Below are 18961 nucleotides of genomic sequence, written 5' to 3'. Positions count from 1 at the left end.
TTCTTTAGTCGGTGATGAATTGCACAATAGTGGAGTATGGATTATTTTTCAATATGCTTCTGATAATGATTTAAATAACAAAATGAATATAATAATATATGACAATAAAAAAAGTTTAATTCAAAATTTTTTAACAAAAACCAAGTTAAAAAATAAATTAAACTATAAAATGTCTTAACCTTTGGGACGAGAGGATATCACGGAATCCTATGCTCAAAAGAGTGCACAACCGTGAAGTAAGAATCCTCAACTTCCATAAATTGAGGTAGTTAAATAGATAGCTTACCTTTTATTAGATTGTTTAAGAGATGATTTTAAATGAAAATGTATTACGATGCAGATGTAAATACTGATGCTTTACAAGGAAAAACTATTGCTGTAATCGGTTATGGTTCCCAAGGTAGAGCACAATCCAGAAACATGGCTGATAGTGGAGCTAACGTTATTGTTGGTTTAAGAGAAAATGGTAGCTCTTGGAATGTAGCAAAAGAAGATGGTATGACTGTAAAAACCATCGAAGACGCAGCTAAAGAAGCTGATATTATTCACATTTTACTTCCAGATGAAATCCAGCAAAGAGTATACAACGAACAAATCGCTCCTTATGTTGAAGATGGAAACACCATTTCATTCTCTCACGGTTACAACATTCACTTTGAATTAATCAAACCTGATGAAACCGTAAACATTGTAATGTTTGCACCAAAAGGACCTGGATCCATGGTAAGAAGAACTTACGAAGAAGGATTCGGTATCCCTGGACTTGTAGCAGTACAGCAAGATGCAACAGGAGATGCAATGCAACTTGCATTAGGAATGGCAAAAGCATGCGGTTTAACCAAAGCAGGTGTTTTGGAAACTACTTTCCAGGAAGAAACTGAAACTGACCTTTTCGGTGAACAGACTGTTTTATGCGGCGGTATCACAGAATTAATCAATGCAGGATTCACCACTTTGGTTGAAGCAGGATACCAACCTGAAATCGCTTACTTTGAAACCTGTCACGAAGTAAAACTCATTGTAGATTTAATCTATGAAAAAGGTTTTGCCGGAATGTGGACTGATGTAAGTAACACTGCTGAATATGGTGGTTTAACCAGAGGAAACAGAATCATTACCCAGGAAGCAAAAGACGGTATGAAAGCTGTTTTAAAAGAAATCCAAGATGGAACCTTTAAAAAACAATGGGGCGATGAAAACGCAACCAACGGCGCTAACCTCAAAGAAATGAGAGCTGCTGAAGGTCAAAAAGAAATTGAAATCGTAGGTGAAAGATTAAGAAAAGCTTGCGGATTACAAAAAGACGAATAAGTCTTTTTGTTCTTTTTTTATTTTATTTTTATTTATTTTGTGATAATCATGGTATTTATTGGAATGGACCATGGAACTACCGGAATCTCCTTTTGTATAATGTCTGATGAGGGCAACGTCATTGATGTTTTTAAAATCGGAAGAGAGGAAAGTAAGAAAGGTCTGGTTTCTGCAACTGAAGAGCTTGAAAAGCGCGTTGATTTTAGTGATGTAAAACTTATGGCAATCACCTATGCGATGGGTGACGGCATAAGCAAAATCCTGCCCACAGAAAAGGTTGAAAACAGAGGGATTTTATCCATTAACGGTGCAGGTAAGGTCACCGGTGGGGGAACATCCGTATTTTCAGAATTAGAAAAGTTAGACATTGATTCTGTAATGATTCCAGGTCTTCACAAAGACTCCACTTCCTTAAATGAATTGTTTAGGGCAGCCTATTCTCACCAGGCAAGCCCCGAAAAGGTAAGCATTTCATATAATGCATTAAAGGAAACCGGGTGGTCCAATTTTATTGTAGCCGACATTTCATCAAACAGCGTGGACATTCTAATCGAGGACGGCAAAATCAAGGGAGCAATTGATGCGTGTCTTGGAGCGATGGGCGTTGTTCACGGACCTCTTGATTTGGAGATGATTAGAGACATTGACGAGAACAATGCATCTGCAAACGGGTGCTTTTCACATGCCGGAGCTATTAAAATTGCCGGTATTGACGGTAAAGTGGCCAACATGAAAGACCAGCTTTTGAAAAATTACGAAAATGGTGACGGGAAGGCAAAACTTGCTATCGATACTCTAATCATGACTGTAGCGATGGAAATAGCGGGCCTTGATGTGGTATGTGAAAATGAAATTGAAGGCATAGTGCTTACAGGTTCAATCGGTTCTGCAAGAGAACCTTTCAGCTTTGAAGATGAAATCAATAAGTATTTCAATGACAAATATGAACTGAAAGTTATTTCAAAAGAATCCGGAGCTATCGGTGCAGCTCAAATAGCGATGGATGTTTTCAATGGTAAAAAGGAAATTTTAGGTATAGAAGTTGATATCTAAACTTCTATTTATCTTCTTTTAGGCTGACAAATACAACGTTTCCGCCTTTTATTGTTTCTAAACCGTTTTCATTTTCAAGGACAATATTCAAATAGTTGTCAATAGCGACTACTTTTCCTTCGCTTTGATTGTTATCTCTCAAATCAACACTAACATACTTATTTTTAAATTGTGCAAAAAGTTTGTTTACATTATCTTTATCAAAACTCATTATTTCAAATCCTTGAATATTCTACATTAATATTGATGTTTCAACTTTAAATACTTTAATGTTCAAAATAATATCATGGCAATTAATCAATTAGAAAGTAATTTAGAAGCTATTACACGTACAATAGCACAGTTAAAAAAAGACGGATGCACAGATGAAAAAATCTTAAATGAGTTAAGAGAAGAAAGGGAAAAAATACTTAAGGATTTAAACTTGTAAGTATTTCACTCCAACCATTCTTTCAATAAACTCAGATCTCCGGTCAAATCTATTTTCAGTGGTGTTACTGTAGTTTTTTGAGCTTTACGTAATTCATAACCATCGCTTCCGGGTTCATCAAGTTCGTATGGTTCACCGCCAATCCAGTAATATGGCTTTCCGCGAGGATCCGTGCGTGTATCAATTACTGGAGTATACATTCTTTCACCTAATCTGACTACTTCAAACTCCTCATAAACAGGGTTTTCGGGAATATTGACATTTATCAAGTCGATTCCTTCAGGTAAACCTTTTTTCAGTATTATTTTAGCTATTTTATTGAGCATTTTTCCTGCAAAGTCAAAGTCTATTTCTACAGCCCCGTTTTCGAACTTGACATGGTCCTGTGTCACTTCCTTTGAAATTGCAATTGTAGGAATTCCGAATGTTGCAGCTTCAATTGCGGCTCCAAGGGTTCCTGATGTTGTAAGTTCTGCCTTTCCTATATTGTAGCCGGTATTTATTCCTGAAATCATCAAATCAGGTTTTTCATCTATAATTTCAAATAATCCGATAGTTACAGCATCGGTTGGAGTCCCGCTTACTCCATAGCCTTTACTGCCGTCCCTTAAGGTATACTCATTGACTCTTAACGGTTCATATAATGTTAATGCATGGCCTATTCCACTTTGCTGCACTTCAGGAGCCACCACATATGTTTCACATATCTCTTCAACTGCCTTTTTTGCAGCAAGTATTCCTGAAGCTGTTATTCCATCATCATTACATATTAATGCTTTCATATAATTAATAAGGCAGTTCTTTTTTTAAATAATTTTAGGTTTGAAGAAAATATAAAAAACTTTAATAATAATTTAAATTATAAAATATAATAGGAATTTACATTAACAACACATTAGGGTGGAATCTTGGAAAAACCACAATTGATTAATTTTATCGCAAAAGTAATGGAGGACTCCGGTTTCAAGGTCTATAAAAATTTCAAGACCTCTCAAAAAGTTATAGACATATATGCCATATTACCGACTACCATTGGTGATTTTGGTGTTGTTGTGGCATGTAAAAACTATGACAAAGACTTTGAAATCGGGGTCGATGTCCTTAAGGAAATGGAAGATGTTCAGCAAAGCATTAAAGCATCTAAGGTAACAATCGTTTCTTCATCCTATTTTTCTAACCAGGCAAAAAACTATGCTCTTAGAAAAAACATAAAACTGGTTGACAGGGACGATTTGCTTGAACTTGCAAAGCGCTATCAGGATAGGACCTCACAAACTACTTTGGATAATACTCCGTATGATGGTGGGGCTTCCGCTTACATTGAAGAGGAGTATCCGGGTTATGAAGGTTATGACGCTTCGGATATGGAGTATATTATGCGCAGAAGGGATGCAAATCCCAATGTATATAAAAGTTCCCTGTACAGGCAAATTGATGAGCCTAGGGGAAGTTCTGTTTTATCATCATTGTTAAATAGAAAAAAGAGATCAGGAGGACTCACATCTTCTCAAACCAATTTATATAACTATAATTCCTTTTCAAATTCATCCAATTACGGACCTTTGATATTTAAATTAATCAATAATCCTATAATCCTAATCATTTTGGTTGTTGTTCTTTCTTATGCTCTTGCATTCATATTCGGTAATCTTTTAGGTATGAATCCGGGAATGGCAGGTTTAATAGAGATGATTGTAGCATTGCTATTGTCTTATGGTTTATCCCTCTACACAGAAAGAAACAGTGACTTTATTATTAAAGGAACATTCATATTCTTTATTTCATTAGTTATTTTGATTATATTAATTTTTGTTTAATTTAATATAATTAAAATTAATTAATATCAAAATGAATCCTATCAGATATAAAAACCAAATCATAATGTCTGTTGGACCGGTTTCTATCCAGATTAATGTGTGTGTTAATATTATAGAATAGATGCCCACACCAACTCCTTTTTTTAATTTATCCATCAGACCTAAAAATATTCCCATAAAAAGCATCTGAACTGTCAGGCCTGTTAATCCGAAATCAAGATAGACGGGTCCGAATAATGTGGATGTCAGGCAGACATTGTCTGAAAGCACGTATTGGCCAACAAATGTTCTGGGACTTCCGGGCGAAAATATCAGGCTTAGGATATGTCCGTGTGTTGTTGCGCCCAATGGCAGAATTCTTTCAAAGACTTCCAGAGTAAAACCTGCCCTGTAAAAGATTAACTCAACAGGATTCAGTGTCCAGTGCTGGGTTGCAATGGACTGGGATGCGATATATCCCATTGCCGTAATTGCGATAACCATAACTGCAATAAATAAGATTCCTGTTTTTCCTGAGATTTTGTTTAGATAATATAGAGTAATAAATGAACTGGCAAGAATTCCCAAAACGGAGGTTCTATAGCCGTTCAATCCAAAAATAAATGCTCCCAGAAGAACAAGAATCAGGTATTTTCTCTCATAATGTTTTGCAAGCAGAACGTTTATCATTATCAAAAATAGTGGATAGGCAACTCTCCAGATATCTGTAGTTGCATTTGATTTTAAAACGCTGTTGAAAAGGGGAATTCCACCAATAAAAACCAAATTAAGTGTCTGAAGAACTAAAGCTATTAAAACAAGAATGAGAAGTAATTTTTCAGATAAAAAATCTGTTTTCTTTATATTTTCAACTTTGATTTTATATTTTATGATTAAATCGCCTGCCGTAAAGACTATACAGGCGAATATTACTGTTAAAATCACTTCCAAATCAAGAGGGTCTTCAAACCTGTAGTTAAATGATCCGATATAACCCATTGCTAAAAAAGCAAGAATTGCAACCACTAAAATTAATGGCTGAAAAAAGTCAATCTTTTTAAAATCCATGTTCTATCCTTCAAGTTCCCGAGATGAAATTGCAAGGTTTCCTCCAAAGTCAGGCATTGCTGCCACATGGGTGTGGACATAGCTTGCAAGTGTATTCCTCTCCATAAAACCATCCTGTAAATTGTATGATCCTTTTCCCCTTAGGATATTGAATGCCATATCATGCTTTAAGTCATTAACAATTACTTTTGAGTAATGAAACTCATGGCCGTTGAACTTTTCACCCTTTTTGGAAATTATGTTGTCCTGAGTTACTTCGGCAATGGTATATTTCAGTGCCTGAACCCTATCTGTTAAAACTGACTTGTAAGGATATACATTTACTACTGCATCTTCATGGATAGATTTCATAAGATACATTAAACCACCACATTCGGCAAATATAGGTCTATCTTCAAGGTGGAACTGCTTGATTTCTTGAAGCATATTCTTATTTTCTGATAGTTGTTTTGAAAACAGTTCAGGATATCCGCCGCCGATGTAGAGACCTTCAACATCCGGCAAGTTTTCATCCTTTAGAGGTGAGAAATATTCAATTTTAGCGTTGTTTGCCTCTAAAGATTCAATATTTTCCTTGTAGTAAAAATTGAAAACCTCATCAAATGCCACACCGATTTTAACAGGCTGCTTGTTCAGTTTGTTCCATATTGGGATAAGCTCTGAGGTGATTTTCGGTGCGCTTTTAGCAATTTCAACCAATCTGTCCAAATCAATTGATTGTTTTATGGTTTCAGACCAGATGTCAATGAACTTTAGGGAGTTTTCCCTCTCCACAGCAGGAACAAGACCCAAATGCCTCTGCTCTATTGAGATATTGTCATCACGTATGATTCCGCCGATTACCTCGGTTTTTGTGAGCTCTTCAATTGATCTTTTGGTTTTCTCATAATGCGCCTTGTTTTTTACTTTGTTTAGGATTACTCCTGCAATGTTTATTTCAGGGTCCAGAGCTTTAAAGCCCATAACCAAAGCGGCTGCACTTTTAACCAGACTTCTTGAATTGATGATTAGGATGACAGGAGATTTAAGTGATTTTGCAACAGAAGAGGTGCTTCCGATATCGTTTATTGAGTCAATTCCTTCATAAAGGCCTCTGACACCTTCAATAACTGCAATGTCTTTGCCTTTCACGCCTTTGAGAAATGAATCTCTCACCTGACCCTCCTTCATGAAAAATGAATCCAGGTTTCTGGATGTGTTTCCGGTTGCTAGTGTGTGGTAGGACGGGTCGATATAGTCCGGTCCGACCTTGAATGGCTGTACATTATATTTTTCGCTCAGTGCTTTCATGATTCCGGTAGCTATTGTTGTCTTTCCAACTGCACTACCGGTTCCCGCTAAAATAATTCTCATAATAATACATTGTAATTATATTATATTAAATTTTAACTTTAGCTATTTTTATATAATATTAAAAATAAAATTTAAATCATAATATATGGTGGTTAAATGAGAATTTTATTAATTCATTCTGATTATTTAAATTACAATGTAAAGAATAAAACACCTGTAGCTGAAGAAATTGAAGAGGCTAAAAAAGAAGGCTCCTTTGATGATTCTTTAGTAGTATTTACAGCTGTTGAAAAAGAAGATGAAAATAATCCTGAAGGCATTGTTAAAAATTTAGTCAGTGAAATCAAAAAGGCTAATGATCAGGTCAAAGCTGAAAATATCGTATTGTATCCATATGCTCACTTGTCTTCATCATTAAGCTCTCCAAAAGTAGCTGTTGAAATATTAAAAAAAGCAGAAGGGGCTTTACTTGCTGAGGATTTAACTGTTAAAAGAGTACCTTTCGGATGGTACAAGGCATTTGAGATTTCCTGTAAAGGACATCCTCTAAGTGAGCTTTCAAGAACTATTACTGCTGATAAAGAGGAAACAAAGGCAGAAAGAAAACCTTCCAAATGGCAAATTCTTGAAGGAGATGAAATAACTCAAATTGAGGACTTTAAGTTTGACAATCATGCGTTCAAACAGCTTGTTGACTATGAACTCGGCCGGGGTGCTTCTGATGAAGGAGAACCTCCTCACGTTAAACTGATGAGGGAAAAGGAAATTTGTGATTATGAGCCTGCTTCCGATGTCGGAAACCTAAGATGGTATCCTAAAGGACGTTTAATAAGAGACCTTTTGGCTGATTACGTTTACAATTTAACTGTAGATCGTGGAGCAATGCCTGTTGAAACTCCAATTTTCTATGATTTGGATAATGAGGCTATATATCAGCACGCATACAAATTCGGTGAAAGACAGTACAGAACCGACACCAAAAAGAATCTGATGCTCAGATTTGCATGCTGTTTTGGTGCATTCAGATTAATGGCAGATTCATATCTTACATGGAAAAACCTGCCTGCAAAAATATATGAATTATCCACCTACAGTTTCCGTTTTGAGAAAAAAGGAGAAGTTGTAGGTCTTAAAAGGCTAAGAGCATTCACCATGCCTGATTGCCATTCATTCTGTGCAGATGTACCTTCATCATTAGATGAATTTGAAAGACAAACTGAAATGTGTATGCAAACCGGTAAGGATTTGGATTTGGACTTTGAAGTAATTTTCAGAGCCACTCAGGACTTCTTTGATGAAAATGAAGAGTGGATGTATCATATTGCATCAAAATTCGAAAAACCGATTCTTTTAGAAATCTTGCCTGAAAGACATCACTACTGGGTATGTAAAATAGATCTGGCTAACATTGACGCATTAGGCAGGCCGATTGAAAATCCAACTGTTCAAATCGATGTTGAAAGCGGTAAAAGGTTTGACATCACCTATCTCGGTGAAGATGGCCAGCAGCACAATCCTACAATCCTGCACACATCCCCAACCGGAAGTATTGAAAGGGTTTTATGTGCAATGCTTGAAAAAACCGCACTGGAAATTAATGAACGCTCTCCAATGCTGCCGACCTGGTTAAGCCCTATTCAGGCTAGAATCATTACTGTTGGAGATGCTCATGAGGAATTTGCAAATGAACTGTATGACAAAATCAACGCTTCAAACATCCGTGTGGACATTGACGACAGGGATGAAAGTGTAGGTAAAAAAATCAGAAATGCAGCCAAAGAATGGATTCCATACATTTTTGTCATTGGAGACAAGGAAATGGAAACCGGTAAATTCCAGGTAACTGTACGTGAAACCGGCGAGAAGGTCGACATGACAGCTGATGAGCTTATAGCTGAAATCAATCATAAATGTGAAGGAAAACCTTTCAGAAAACTGCCTTTACCTAAGGATATTTCAAGAAGGATTAACTTCCAATAATTTTATTTATCAATAAAAATAAATTATTAAATGTTATTATATAACGGAGGAAATTTAATGGACCCAATGTATAGAATAGGAGAAGCTCTTATTGGAGATGGCCCTGAATTAGCACACGTTGATTTATTAATCGGTGATAAATTCGGACCTGTCGGTCAAGCATTCGCTAACGGTTTATCTAACCTTTCCGTAGGCCACACTCCTTTAACAAGTGTAATTAGACCTAATTTAATGACCAAACCAGCTACTTTAATCATTCCTAAAGTAACTGTTGGTGATTTAGAAGATGCAAGTAAAATATTTGGACCTGCACAAACCGCTGTTGCAAGAGCAGTCGCTGATGCAGTAGAAGAAGGTTACATTCCAAAAGACATAGTCGAAGATATTGTCATTAACGTAAGTGTATTTATCGATCCGTCCGCAAAGGATTTCAGAAAAATATACCAATACAACTACGGAGCAACCAAATTGGCTATCAGAAGAGCAATGGAAGGATACCCATCCATCGAAAAAGTACTTGCAGAAAAAGACCGTGGAACTCACCCAATTATGGGATTCAGAGTACAAAGACTTTGGGCTCCACCTTACTTACAGGTTGCACTTGACTTAGACAATTTAGATGCTGTAGAAAGAATTCTTGCAGACTTGCCTAATAAAGAAAGAGTCCTTATTGAAGCAGGAACTCCTCTTGTTAAAAAATTCGGTGTTGGCGTTGTTGGAAAAATCAGAGAATTACGCCCAGACGCATTCATCATTGCTGATTTGAAAACTTTAGACGTTGGTCGTGTTGAAGTTAAAATGGCAGCAGATGAAACTGCAGATGCAGTAGCTATTTCAGGTCTCGGTACTTTAGAATCTATTCAAAAGGCTATTCATGAAACTCAAAAACAAGGTATTTACTCAATCCTTGATATGATGAATGTAAAAGACTTTGAAGATAAATTATCCGCATTGCCTGATGATTTAAAACCTGATATTGTATTATTACACAGAAATGTCGATTTAGAAACCTGGATTAAAGAACATGGTGGAGACACTAGTGAAATGACTGAATGGGGTAACATCAAGAAAATCAAAGAAATTACCGGCAGTTTAGTTGCTGTAGCTGGTGGAATCACTCCTGAAAATGTTGAAGAAGCTATCGACAAAGGTGCAGACATCATTATTGCAGGCAGATACATCATAGGTTCAAGAGATGTAAGAAGATCCGCTCAAGACTTCTTGGCTCATTTTGCACCTGATCCGGATAATATGAGACTTGCAATGGATGAAGACGAAAACATATCCGAAAAATAGATTAGATTAATTTCTAATTTATTTTACTATTTTTTTTAAAAAAGGAGTTTTTATTATGGGATTTTGCAATTCATGTGGCAGACCGATTGTAAAAGAAGATTACGGAACAAATAAGGATGGAAGCTTAAATCCGGAATTCTGTAAAGATTGTTTTCAGGACGGCGAGTACACAGAACCAGATATAACTCTAAATGAAATGATTGTCAGAAAAACAAAAGAGATGATGGAAAAAAATCCAAGACTGGCAGAAACTCAGGCTACAGGCATTACTGCAATGTTCATTCCTGGATTGAAAAGATGGAATCCTGAATTTCAGGATGACTACAAAACTCTCTAACTTCTACTTTTTAAAATAAATTCTCTAACTTTATTTGCTATATATTCGTCGTGAGTTTTGCTGTTTTTAATGTTATATAACTCTTCTTCTAAAGCGTTGTATTTGTCAACCAAATCATTGTATTCAATGCGAAGTGAATCGTAGTCTTTTTCTAAATCTTCGTTAAGTTCAAACATTTCAGCATAACTGGTTTTGGTATTGAGATTTTCCTGTTTCAGCTGATCGTATTTGCTGCTTACCTGGTTATAGCTTTCTTTAATTGAGGAATGTTCTTCTCTTAAAGTGGAGCATTTTGTTTTAAGATTTTTATTTTCTTCTTTAATGCTTGAATATTTGGTTTTGAGGTTTTCGTTTTCGGTTTTTATGTTAACGAATTTGGTTTTGAGGTTTTCATTTTCAATGATTAATTTGGAATGCTTGTCTCTGATAAGAGTATTTTCATGTTTTAAATCATTGATGTTATCTTCATGTAAGGAATTAAATCTGTTTTCCATTTCAGCTAAATCATTATTTTTTTGAGCAAGTTCAGCTTTCAGCTGTTCAATCTCGTTTTGAAACTCCAAAGTAGACGGGTTTATGTTTTCCTGCAATTGTTTTTCCAATTTTTTCACTTCCTCGACATGTAAATAATTAGCTATTTTCAATACCTGATTTTCTTCCTCTCTACTTTTAAAATTTTCAATTTCGGATTGGGGAATAATTAATACTTCCTCTTTGTTTTGGTAAATGTCTTCATGTTTTGGTACTGTGATTTGAATCTGTTCGGTTGTATATTTTTTCCTTTCCCCATTTTTTAGAGTTCTGTTATATTCTCTGGAATATTTCTTTACAATACCTCTACCAACTTTCATATTTAAATCCTCAATTTATGATTTGTATCTTTATTATTATAAATCTTACTTATAATTGGCTTAATTTCAATATTTTGTGCTATTTTAATTTTTCATGATTTTGTCAATGTGTATATTATATTAACTTAAACATTCAAAATTATATATTGTATAAATTTTTGTATGGCAGTGATAATTGCTAGAAATATTGTTGCTGTATAAATTTTTATGGTGGTGATAAGTCTAGTTAAAAAATTCGATGCTGTATAAATTTTTATATATTAATTGTGGGGGTAAAAATATATTAAAAAACTATTAGCTTCACTTTTATTTATTAGCATTCTGCTTATAACTATAAGTGGGGTTTCTGCAGAAGAAATTGATGTTACCTCATCAGTTGTGACTGAAAGTCCTGTTTCTGCTGATTTTGATAATAGTTTATCTTCATGCGATGCTTCGAATAACGAATTGTCAAGCTACACGTCCAGTGGTTTATCAGATGGTGATGATTTATCACAATCTAGTGATTCATCAAAAGAGCATCAAAGCTCTTACGGATACGCAAATTCATATGAATCCTCTTATTGTCAGGTCTCATACGGATCAGTATCCCAAGATACCTTTGATGAATGCATATATTCTGGTTCATTGGATATCTGCAATAGTATCGATTCTCCTGATTCATTCATTACTGGTGAATCTGGAAAATTGTCTCAGATAAATGTAGAATTTAATAATGATTTGGATGCTGGTGAAAATCCGGTATCCGATGTGGTTGATAATGATGTTATTTTAAAAAATTGTAATAGTTATTCTAAAGAATTTGACAGTGAAATAATTTCAGTAAATGATTTAGACGATTTTAATTCTGTTTCGGTTCCAGAATCTTTAACCTTGGAGGTTATTGATTTAGGCTCCGATTCGATTAATGATGTAACTAGTATAGAAGCTTTCGAAAATTATGAATTTGACGGAAAAACAACTCCTAAAAATGATAATATAGTTGAATTTGAATATGACGATGTGGTTTTAACCGATGTTTTAATTGGTTTAGCAATAATTTGTGATTCTGGTGAGCCGGTATTCGAGAGTATTTTAATGGCTTCAGGATATATTTCTGATGAAGAGGTATATTTTGGAACAATATCTTATTCGGATTGGAACGTGCTGTTAAAATATATTGGTACTGAAAATGCATGCATGTTCGCAAGTTTTGCGGATAATTGGGAAATTGATGAAACATTTAACATTTTAAACGATGTAGCATTAAATAATCAGTTTAACGACTTTGAAATGGAAGGTTATAAATTTACAAAAGCATTGCTTAAATATTATCCTTCAACCGAAGAGATAGCTATCGGCGTTGAGGATAATAATGAAGATGAATGTGGTCATATATTTAATGACACTAACTCTCATGGTTTGGATTATGCATATATTAAACACGTAAATGTGATCTATAAAGATATGCCTAATTTAATGGTCTTAACTTCCTCTGGTTGTATTGAAAGTTCAACCGCAGGTTCTTGGGACGGTTTAAATGATATTCTAGGCGTTGGAATATCTAGCGAAACTTTATTGCCGGATCATAAAGCAATATGGACTCCATTATTGTTGTTAACACAACAGGATTTAGAAAAATCTAGTGTAGAAAGTCACGCTGATGATAACGGGAATAAAAACATAAGTAATAGTATTGCTAACAATACCAAAAACAACTGCAAATGTAACAAGTGCAATCATACAAACTGCACCTGTAAAAACTGCGATTGTAAGAATTCCAAATGCAAATGTCACAAAAAGCACCATCCAGGTGGTGGAGGACATCATCATTGGAGGCCTAGCGGTTATAATGGAGGTTACTCTTATTCAGCCAGTGCGGGTATGGTAACAACTGCTGATTTAAATAAAAGCGATAATTCAACTGACGATAAAAATAAATCCAGCAACGTTACTGCTACCAGTAAAAAAGTGAAATCCAGCGGATCTCCTAATGCTGAAAAAGTAGAACCGACTTATACACTCGTTTATGCAATTCTGGGTATTGTGGCTGTAAGCCTATTATTTAATTCAAGTTATATGAAACGTGATGATTAGATTGAAAGATTATTAGCTTTTTTAAGTTATTAATCTTATTTTTATTTTTTTTTTTAAATTTTTTTAAATATTAAACAATTCATTAATTTTACAATAATCTTTAAAAATATTGTTCTCTAAACTATATTTAAAGAAGTGGAAACTATATGATAATTTGCATATAATTCAATGATAATTTGGAGAAATAATGATATGCTGATTAATCCATAACAATTCAGCTTCTAGATTTGAAGGAGATATGATTCTATGAGTAACGAAAAAGATATTTTTATATTGAGCCTGCCAAAACTGTCATTCACACAGTATATGCAAGAATATTATGCTGCTATCCAAAGTAAGGATTTTTACTCTGCTTTCTTTTTTTTGACATTAGCTAAAAAATATTATCCTAACAGTGACCATCAACTTATGAGCCTTGAAGACATGATTAGGCGTCAATTAACTGAAGATGAAATTGCAAGGATTGAAAGTGAAGTTAGACGTAAATAATAGATGGAATAATCTTTTGTAAAAATCAAATAGGATTTTTACAAAGCCTATTTTTTTTTAAAAGTATTTAATGATTGTTTTACAAACTAATTTTATGAAAATATTTGGAATTTGCGCAAGTCCAAGAAACAATACAACAGAGCATGTTTTATCAAAGGCTTTAGGCCATCTTGAAGATAACGGGTTTGAATGCGAGATGTTTACATGCCAGGCAAAGGATATAAAGCCCTGCATGCACTGCGATTACTGTTTGGAAAACAAAAAATGTATCATTGATGACGATATGGGCGATGTATACAGGGGCCTTCAGGAAGCTGACGGCATTATTTTGGCAACTCCGATTCAAAGCGGAGGAATAAGCAGTAACTTATCAGCCATTATGGACAGAACCAGAGCTTTGGAGGCAATTGACTACAATCTTCTTCGTGGAAAAATCGGCATGAGCATTGCCGTTGGCGGAGACAGAACCGGAGGTCAGGATTTTGCCCATTTAAAAAACATTACCTATTTCATGATACACGGCATTATTCCGGTAAGCGGAGGGCCTTTCGGTTCCAATTTGGGGGCTTCATTTTGGTCCGATGATTCGCTGGACAATATCAAAAATGATGATTACGGCTGGAGTTCTCTAAACAGGACATTGGCTGAATTTGAAAATTTCTTAAATAAGTATATTTAAATATTAAAATTGATTTATATTATTAATAAACTAATTTTTAAGGTTAAATTATGGCAAGCAAGTTAGTGAGAGGTAGTCTTATAATATTTATTGGAAACATAATCTTCCGTATCGGAGGTTATATTTATCGTTTCCTGATGGCGATATTGCTGGGTCCTACCGCTTATGGAATATTGGGAGTTACCTTGCCGTTTCAGGGTATTTTCCAGACACTTGCAGCCGGTGGGCTTCCTCCGGCCATTGCCAAATATGTTGCCGAATATGAGGCCGTTGATGAGCATGACATGGCCCGACAGACAATATTCACGGCTTTAAAGATCATGGTATTTCTGGGGATATTTCTGGGAGTACTGATGATTTTTGTTGTAGCCCCGGTTATTGCTTATGATTTTTTAAAAAAACCTTTGGCATTGGTACCGCTTCAGATTGTGGGTATGATTACTCCGTTCAGTGTTATTGTAGGTGCTTTTAGAGGTGCATTCCAGGGCGTTTACAAGATGGAGTATATTGTCTATACACGTGCTGTAGAGCAGTTGGGTATGATTTTATGTGCAACCGCATTTGTTTTAATAGGTTTTTCAACTGTTGGGGCATTGTGGGGTACAGTAATAGGTTACTCACTTGCTGCAGTTTCTGCAATATACATATTTAAGGTTTATATGCCGAAGTATATTCCAAAACCTAGCGGAAACTTCGAATTCTCAAGAAGGGATGAATTGAGACTTGCCGGAACTTTAGTCAAGTTCTCCATTCCTGTTATCATTACAGCTATTGCTGAAATGCTTATTTATAATATCTGTACTATTATAATGGGTAAATTCTTAACATTCGCCGATGTGGGTTTTTTTGCAGCTGCCGATCCGATTTCAAGGCTGCCTTTAATGATATCCATTTCCGTTGCAACTACAATTCTACCGGCTTCTTCAGAGGCATTTAAGGTTAAGGATACAAATGCTCTTCAAAAATATGTTGGCCAATCCTATAAAATCGCATTATTGTTTGTAGTTCCTATGTGTGTAGGCCTTGCGCTTTTTGCGGTTCCTACCTTAGCGTTGCTTTACTTCAAAAATCCTGCTTATGTAGCCGGGGCTTCCGCTTTGGCTATATTGGCTATTGGAATGACATTTTATTCAATATTTTCAATTTCCACAAGTATTGTTCAGGGAATTGGAAATCCTAAAATCCCGATGTATATCTTAATTGTCGGATCTGTCGTTACAGGAGTTTTAAGCTGGGTTTTAATTCCGGTCATGGGTATTGCAGGCGGTGCGGCAGCAACTACAATTGCCTGTTTTATAATGATGGTACCTTGCGTTTACTTTGTTTTCAAACTGACTAAAACAAAGGCGCCGACAACGCCTGTAATTAAAATATTGGCCGCAACAGCTATTATGGCCGCTGCAGGTTATTTCATTCCAAAAAATACTCTATTTTTATTCCCTGGAATAATTATATGTATGGTTGTATATTTCTTTGCATTGATTTTGGTTAAGTTTTTCACAAAAGAGGATATAGAAACCCTTAGAGATTATTCCTCTAAATTAGGTCCATTATCCAAAATTGTCAATAAATTGTTAAACATTGTTGAAAAAATAGAATTCAGAAATTAATCAAATAGAAAACTTATTTAAATATAAAATACATAAAATTATCATATTATATAATTGGGGGATTATATATATGGCTGATGTAAGTGCAGGTGTTGAATATAAAATCAATGTAGACGGTAATTCTTTCTTGCTGGACAGCAAGAAATACCAGCTTTTAGAATCTATTTTAGATACTGGTTCTCTAACAGAAGCTGCAAAATATATCAATGTTTCTTACAGAACCGCTTTAAACTACATTGAAAAAATAGAATCAACACTTAATGTTAAAATTGTTAGTACTACAAAAGGAGGAAAAGGTGGGGGTGGTGGAACCACTCTGACCGAAGAAGGATATTCTATTCTAAAAGAATGTAAGAAAATTAATGCAATCATGGAACTTCACAAAGATGTAAATGAAATTGAAGCAGAAATTATTGACATTAATGATGTAAAAGGCGTAATGACTATTAAAATGAAAGATTTCCAAATAAATGCTCCTTTAAACAGGAAATATGAAATTGGAGATAAGATATTGGCATTAATCAGTTATGATAACATATTTTTGATGCTGGAGCCACAAACATCAAGTATACGTAATATTCTCAAAGGTAAGATTGTTGAAATGAAACTTATCGGCGAGATTATTCGTGTTAAAATTAATGTTGGCGGTGTTGTCGTATGTTCTGACATTACCGTTTCCGCTGAAAAGGAATTAAATCTCAATATTGGTAAAGATGTATATATCGGATTTAAGGCCATGTCAGTGGCTACTTTAAAATTATAATGGTGATTTTATGTTGCGAATTTTAGTGGATGAAGATAAATGTATCGCATGCGGCAAGTGTGAGGAGATTTGTCCGAAAGCCGCTAAAATTTGGAAGATTACCGACGTTGCACGTATATTGGATTTGAGATATTGCCATGTCTGTACATTATGTGCAATGGAATGCCCTACAAACTGCATTAAAATCATACGTCCGGGCGAAGATGTCTGAATGCTTGAGCGTAAAATCAATTTAATATAGGTTAGATTATGACTAGAAATGCTATTGTTTCAAGGAAAACTTCGGAAACTGAAATTGATATCAAAATGAATCTTGACGGCAGCGGGGATTACAACATTTCCACAGGAGTGAATTTTTTTAATCACATGCTGGAGTCCTTTTCAAAACATAGTATGATTGATTTGGACATTCAGGCGACAGGCGATATTGAAATAGATGATCACCATACTATTGAAGATATCGGAATACTGCTTGGCGAAGCTTTCAGTGAAGCTATCGGTGATAAAAAAGGAATAAAAAGAATGGCTCACGCTATTGTTCCTATGGATGAATCAGTAGCTACCGTTGCAGTTGACATCGGCGGGCGCAGCTATTGCAATATGAATCTTGATTTCAAAAATGAAAAGATTGGGGACATGACATCTGATATTGTCATCCACTTTTTTGAATCATTTGCTTCAAGTGCCAAAATAAATATTTACGGTACTGTGGAAGGTGCAAATGACCACCACAAGGCTGAAGCTGTTTTTAAGGCATTCGCCAAATCCTTAAAGGATGCCATTAAAGTAGAGCATGATCAGATTCCTTCTACAAAAGGTGTTTTATAGCTAATACTTTAGCTATCTTTTTTTAATTTTTTTTTCAAAATGAGATTTTAATTTTTCATATTGTAAGAAATATATTACATTATGGTCTTAAAAAAAAGAAAAATAAAAGTAGCGGAATGCTACTTATTCTGGTTTTGAGATTAAGTCTGTTTTAGAACCAGGGTTACCTTCTTTCATGTGAGGGGTTCTTAAAACAGTATCATTTGCTTTTTCGATTTCTCTTGCTTCTTGTGCTAATTTAGCAGCGCATGCAGCAATTTCGTGAGCAGCAGCTACTAATGGGATGAAGTTTTCGAAACCTTTAGTCATGAAACAACCTTTCATGTCTAAGTTAGCAACTGATCCAGCCATTTCGTATGCAGCGATAGCTTTTGCTTTTGCATATGGGTTTGCAAATCCGCCAGCTTCTGCAGCTTTTTCAGCAGTAATAATGAGTTTAGGTAATTCGATTTCACCTGCTTCAGCTTGTGCAATAACATCGTCAATGGTTTTTTGGACTAATCTTAATGCTCCGGTTTCAGCTAATACTTTTAAGATGTCGGAGTTGAAGATAGCCATTTCAGTTGGGTCTAACCATTCTCTTTTAGCACCAATCATTGGGTCAGACATTACGATGATGTATCCTAAGCCTTGTTCATCCATTTCATCTTTTTTACCTTTACCAGGTGCGTCACCAATGATAATAGCAGGAATGTCTTTTTCAGATAATAATTCTCTTGCTTTAGCTGGTCCAGGTGCTCCTGGGTTTGGGCTAATGAAAATTGCGAAATCAGGTTCGAAAGCGTCTATTTTAGGAACAACGTCTTCTACTTGTTCTGGGTTCATTTTTGCTCCAGATCCAAAGGTTCTTACATCGATGTTTGGTCTGTCTGCTCTTTCGTCTAACAATAGGTCAATTACTGGTGAAGTACCAATATTACCACTTTTAATAATAGCAATTTTAACTACCATAATTAAATCTCCTTTTTCGATAGTTATAATTTTAATTCAAAAACTATTTAAATTTTATTATTTATGATTTTTAATCATTGTATTAATTATTTTAATGAATACTATTCATTTTATTATTTTAATTAATAAAATATTATACAATCTACTATA

The 18961-nt window shown here is 35.0% G+C and carries 20 protein-coding genes; 14 read left to right on the top strand and 6 right to left on the bottom strand.

From position 1 onward, the window contains the following. Positions 1–318: 318 nt before the first annotated feature. Together ilvC and IJL02_RS12415 are read left to right on the top strand one after the other, a co-directional pair. Positions 319–1311, top strand: coding sequence for a ketol-acid reductoisomerase (gene ilvC, locus IJL02_RS12420; RefSeq protein ID WP_292814050.1), 993 nt, complete (start codon positions 319–321; stop codon positions 1309–1311). A gap of 48 nt (positions 1312–1359) precedes the next feature. Next, a complete protein-coding gene (locus IJL02_RS12415; RefSeq protein ID WP_292814053.1) occupies positions 1360–2364 on the top strand; it encodes a methanogenesis marker 12 protein in 1005 nt (334 codons plus the stop codon). A gap of 4 nt (positions 2365–2368) precedes the next feature. Here IJL02_RS12415 and IJL02_RS12410 read toward each other — a convergent pair whose 3' ends face one another. Further along, positions 2369–2575: an LSM domain-containing protein gene (locus IJL02_RS12410; protein WP_292814056.1), complete on the bottom strand. Its 207-nt coding sequence runs from the start codon at positions 2573–2575 to the stop codon at positions 2369–2371. 75 nt (positions 2576–2650) lie between these two features. Here IJL02_RS12410 and IJL02_RS12405 point away from each other — a divergent pair, with 75 nt between their 5' ends. Beyond that, complete coding sequence (locus IJL02_RS12405; RefSeq protein WP_165814077.1) at positions 2651–2794, top strand: hypothetical protein; 144 nt, start codon at positions 2651–2653, stop codon at positions 2792–2794. Between the two features lie 5 nt (positions 2795–2799). Here the strand turns inward: IJL02_RS12405 and surE are convergent, their stop codons facing one another. Further along, positions 2800–3576, bottom strand: a complete 777-nt coding sequence (surE, locus tag IJL02_RS12400) for a 5'/3'-nucleotidase SurE (RefSeq protein WP_292814063.1) — start codon at positions 3574–3576, stop codon at positions 2800–2802. A 126-nt stretch (positions 3577–3702) separates the two neighbouring features. On the opposite strand from surE, the gene IJL02_RS12395 reads away from it, so the two are divergent. Further along, on the top strand, positions 3703–4611 hold the full coding sequence (locus tag IJL02_RS12395) for a restriction endonuclease (RefSeq protein WP_292814066.1): 909 nt from the start codon (positions 3703–3705) through the stop codon (positions 4609–4611). Here IJL02_RS12395 and IJL02_RS12390 read toward each other — a convergent pair. After that, positions 4597–5658, bottom strand: a complete 1062-nt coding sequence (locus IJL02_RS12390) for an oligosaccharide repeat unit polymerase family protein (RefSeq protein WP_292814069.1) — start codon at positions 5656–5658, stop codon at positions 4597–4599. The two genes, IJL02_RS12395 and IJL02_RS12390, sit on opposite strands and share 15 nt — an antisense overlap. A gap of 3 nt (positions 5659–5661) precedes the next feature. Then, positions 5662–7011 carry a Ni-sirohydrochlorin a,c-diamide synthase gene (cfbB, locus tag IJL02_RS12385; RefSeq protein ID WP_292814074.1) on the bottom strand — a complete coding sequence of 450 codons (1350 nt, stop codon included), beginning with the start codon at positions 7009–7011 and terminating at the stop codon, positions 5662–5664. 96 nt (positions 7012–7107) lie between these two features. On the opposite strand from cfbB, the gene IJL02_RS12380 reads away from it, so the two are divergent. The 3 genes from IJL02_RS12380 to IJL02_RS12370 all read left to right on the top strand — a co-directional run bounded on the left by IJL02_RS12380 (position 7108) and on the right by IJL02_RS12370 (position 10564). Further along, positions 7108–8931 carry a threonine--tRNA ligase gene (locus tag IJL02_RS12380; protein ID WP_292814077.1) on the top strand — a complete coding sequence of 608 codons (1824 nt, stop codon included), beginning with the start codon at positions 7108–7110 and terminating at the stop codon, positions 8929–8931. 66 nt (positions 8932–8997) lie between these two features. Further along, positions 8998–10227, top strand: coding sequence for a bifunctional 5,6,7,8-tetrahydromethanopterin hydro-lyase/3-hexulose-6-phosphate synthase (locus IJL02_RS12375; protein WP_292814241.1), 1230 nt, complete (start codon positions 8998–9000; stop codon positions 10225–10227). Between the two features lie 55 nt (positions 10228–10282). Continuing rightward, the gene (locus IJL02_RS12370) at positions 10283–10564 is read left to right on the top strand and encodes a zinc ribbon domain-containing protein (RefSeq protein WP_292781222.1); all 282 of its coding nucleotides are present in this window, start codon (positions 10283–10285) and stop codon (positions 10562–10564) included. Here IJL02_RS12370 and IJL02_RS12365 read toward each other — a convergent pair. Further along, positions 10561–11415, bottom strand: coding sequence for a phosphoserine phosphatase (locus IJL02_RS12365; RefSeq protein ID WP_292814082.1), 855 nt, complete (start codon positions 11413–11415; stop codon positions 10561–10563). The two genes, IJL02_RS12370 and IJL02_RS12365, sit on opposite strands and share 4 nt — an antisense overlap. Positions 11416–11793: 378 nt before the next feature. On the opposite strand from IJL02_RS12365, the gene IJL02_RS12360 reads away from it, so the two are divergent. The 7 genes from IJL02_RS12360 to hisB all read left to right on the top strand — a co-directional run bounded on the left by IJL02_RS12360 (position 11794) and on the right by hisB (position 17860). After that, positions 11794–13491 carry a hypothetical protein gene (locus tag IJL02_RS12360; RefSeq protein ID WP_292814086.1) on the top strand — a complete coding sequence of 566 codons (1698 nt, stop codon included), beginning with the start codon at positions 11794–11796 and terminating at the stop codon, positions 13489–13491. A gap of 246 nt (positions 13492–13737) precedes the next feature. After that, positions 13738–13980 carry a hypothetical protein gene (locus IJL02_RS12355; RefSeq protein WP_292814091.1) on the top strand — a complete coding sequence of 81 codons (243 nt, stop codon included), beginning with the start codon at positions 13738–13740 and terminating at the stop codon, positions 13978–13980. Positions 13981–14074: 94 nt separating this feature from the next. Next, on the top strand, positions 14075–14659 hold the full coding sequence (locus IJL02_RS12350; RefSeq protein WP_292814094.1) for a flavodoxin family protein: 585 nt from the start codon (positions 14075–14077) through the stop codon (positions 14657–14659). A 50-nt stretch (positions 14660–14709) separates the two neighbouring features. Beyond that, on the top strand, positions 14710–16269 hold the full coding sequence (locus IJL02_RS12345) for an oligosaccharide flippase family protein (RefSeq protein ID WP_292814097.1): 1560 nt from the start codon (positions 14710–14712) through the stop codon (positions 16267–16269). Positions 16270–16339: 70 nt separating this feature from the next. Continuing rightward, the gene (locus tag IJL02_RS12340) at positions 16340–17032 is read left to right on the top strand and encodes a TOBE domain-containing protein (RefSeq protein WP_292814101.1); all 693 of its coding nucleotides are present in this window, start codon (positions 16340–16342) and stop codon (positions 17030–17032) included. Positions 17033–17042: 10 nt separating this feature from the next. After that, the gene (locus IJL02_RS12335; protein WP_342765177.1) at positions 17043–17243 is read left to right on the top strand and encodes a 4Fe-4S binding protein; all 201 of its coding nucleotides are present in this window, start codon (positions 17043–17045) and stop codon (positions 17241–17243) included. A 38-nt stretch (positions 17244–17281) separates the two neighbouring features. Continuing rightward, positions 17282–17860 carry an imidazoleglycerol-phosphate dehydratase HisB gene (gene hisB, locus IJL02_RS12330; RefSeq protein WP_292814104.1) on the top strand — a complete coding sequence of 193 codons (579 nt, stop codon included), beginning with the start codon at positions 17282–17284 and terminating at the stop codon, positions 17858–17860. A gap of 123 nt (positions 17861–17983) precedes the next feature. Here hisB and IJL02_RS12325 read toward each other — a convergent pair whose 3' ends face one another. Further along, a complete protein-coding gene (locus tag IJL02_RS12325) occupies positions 17984–18811 on the bottom strand; it encodes a F420-dependent methylenetetrahydromethanopterin dehydrogenase (RefSeq protein WP_292814107.1) in 828 nt (275 codons plus the stop codon). Positions 18812–18961: the final 150 nt, after the last annotated feature.

This window comes from Methanobrevibacter sp. (assembly GCF_017427765.1).
In the GTDB taxonomy this organism is placed as follows: Archaea; Methanobacteriota; Methanobacteria; order Methanobacteriales; family Methanobacteriaceae; genus Methanocatella.
This window is presented reverse-complemented; position numbering and strand designations above follow the sequence as displayed.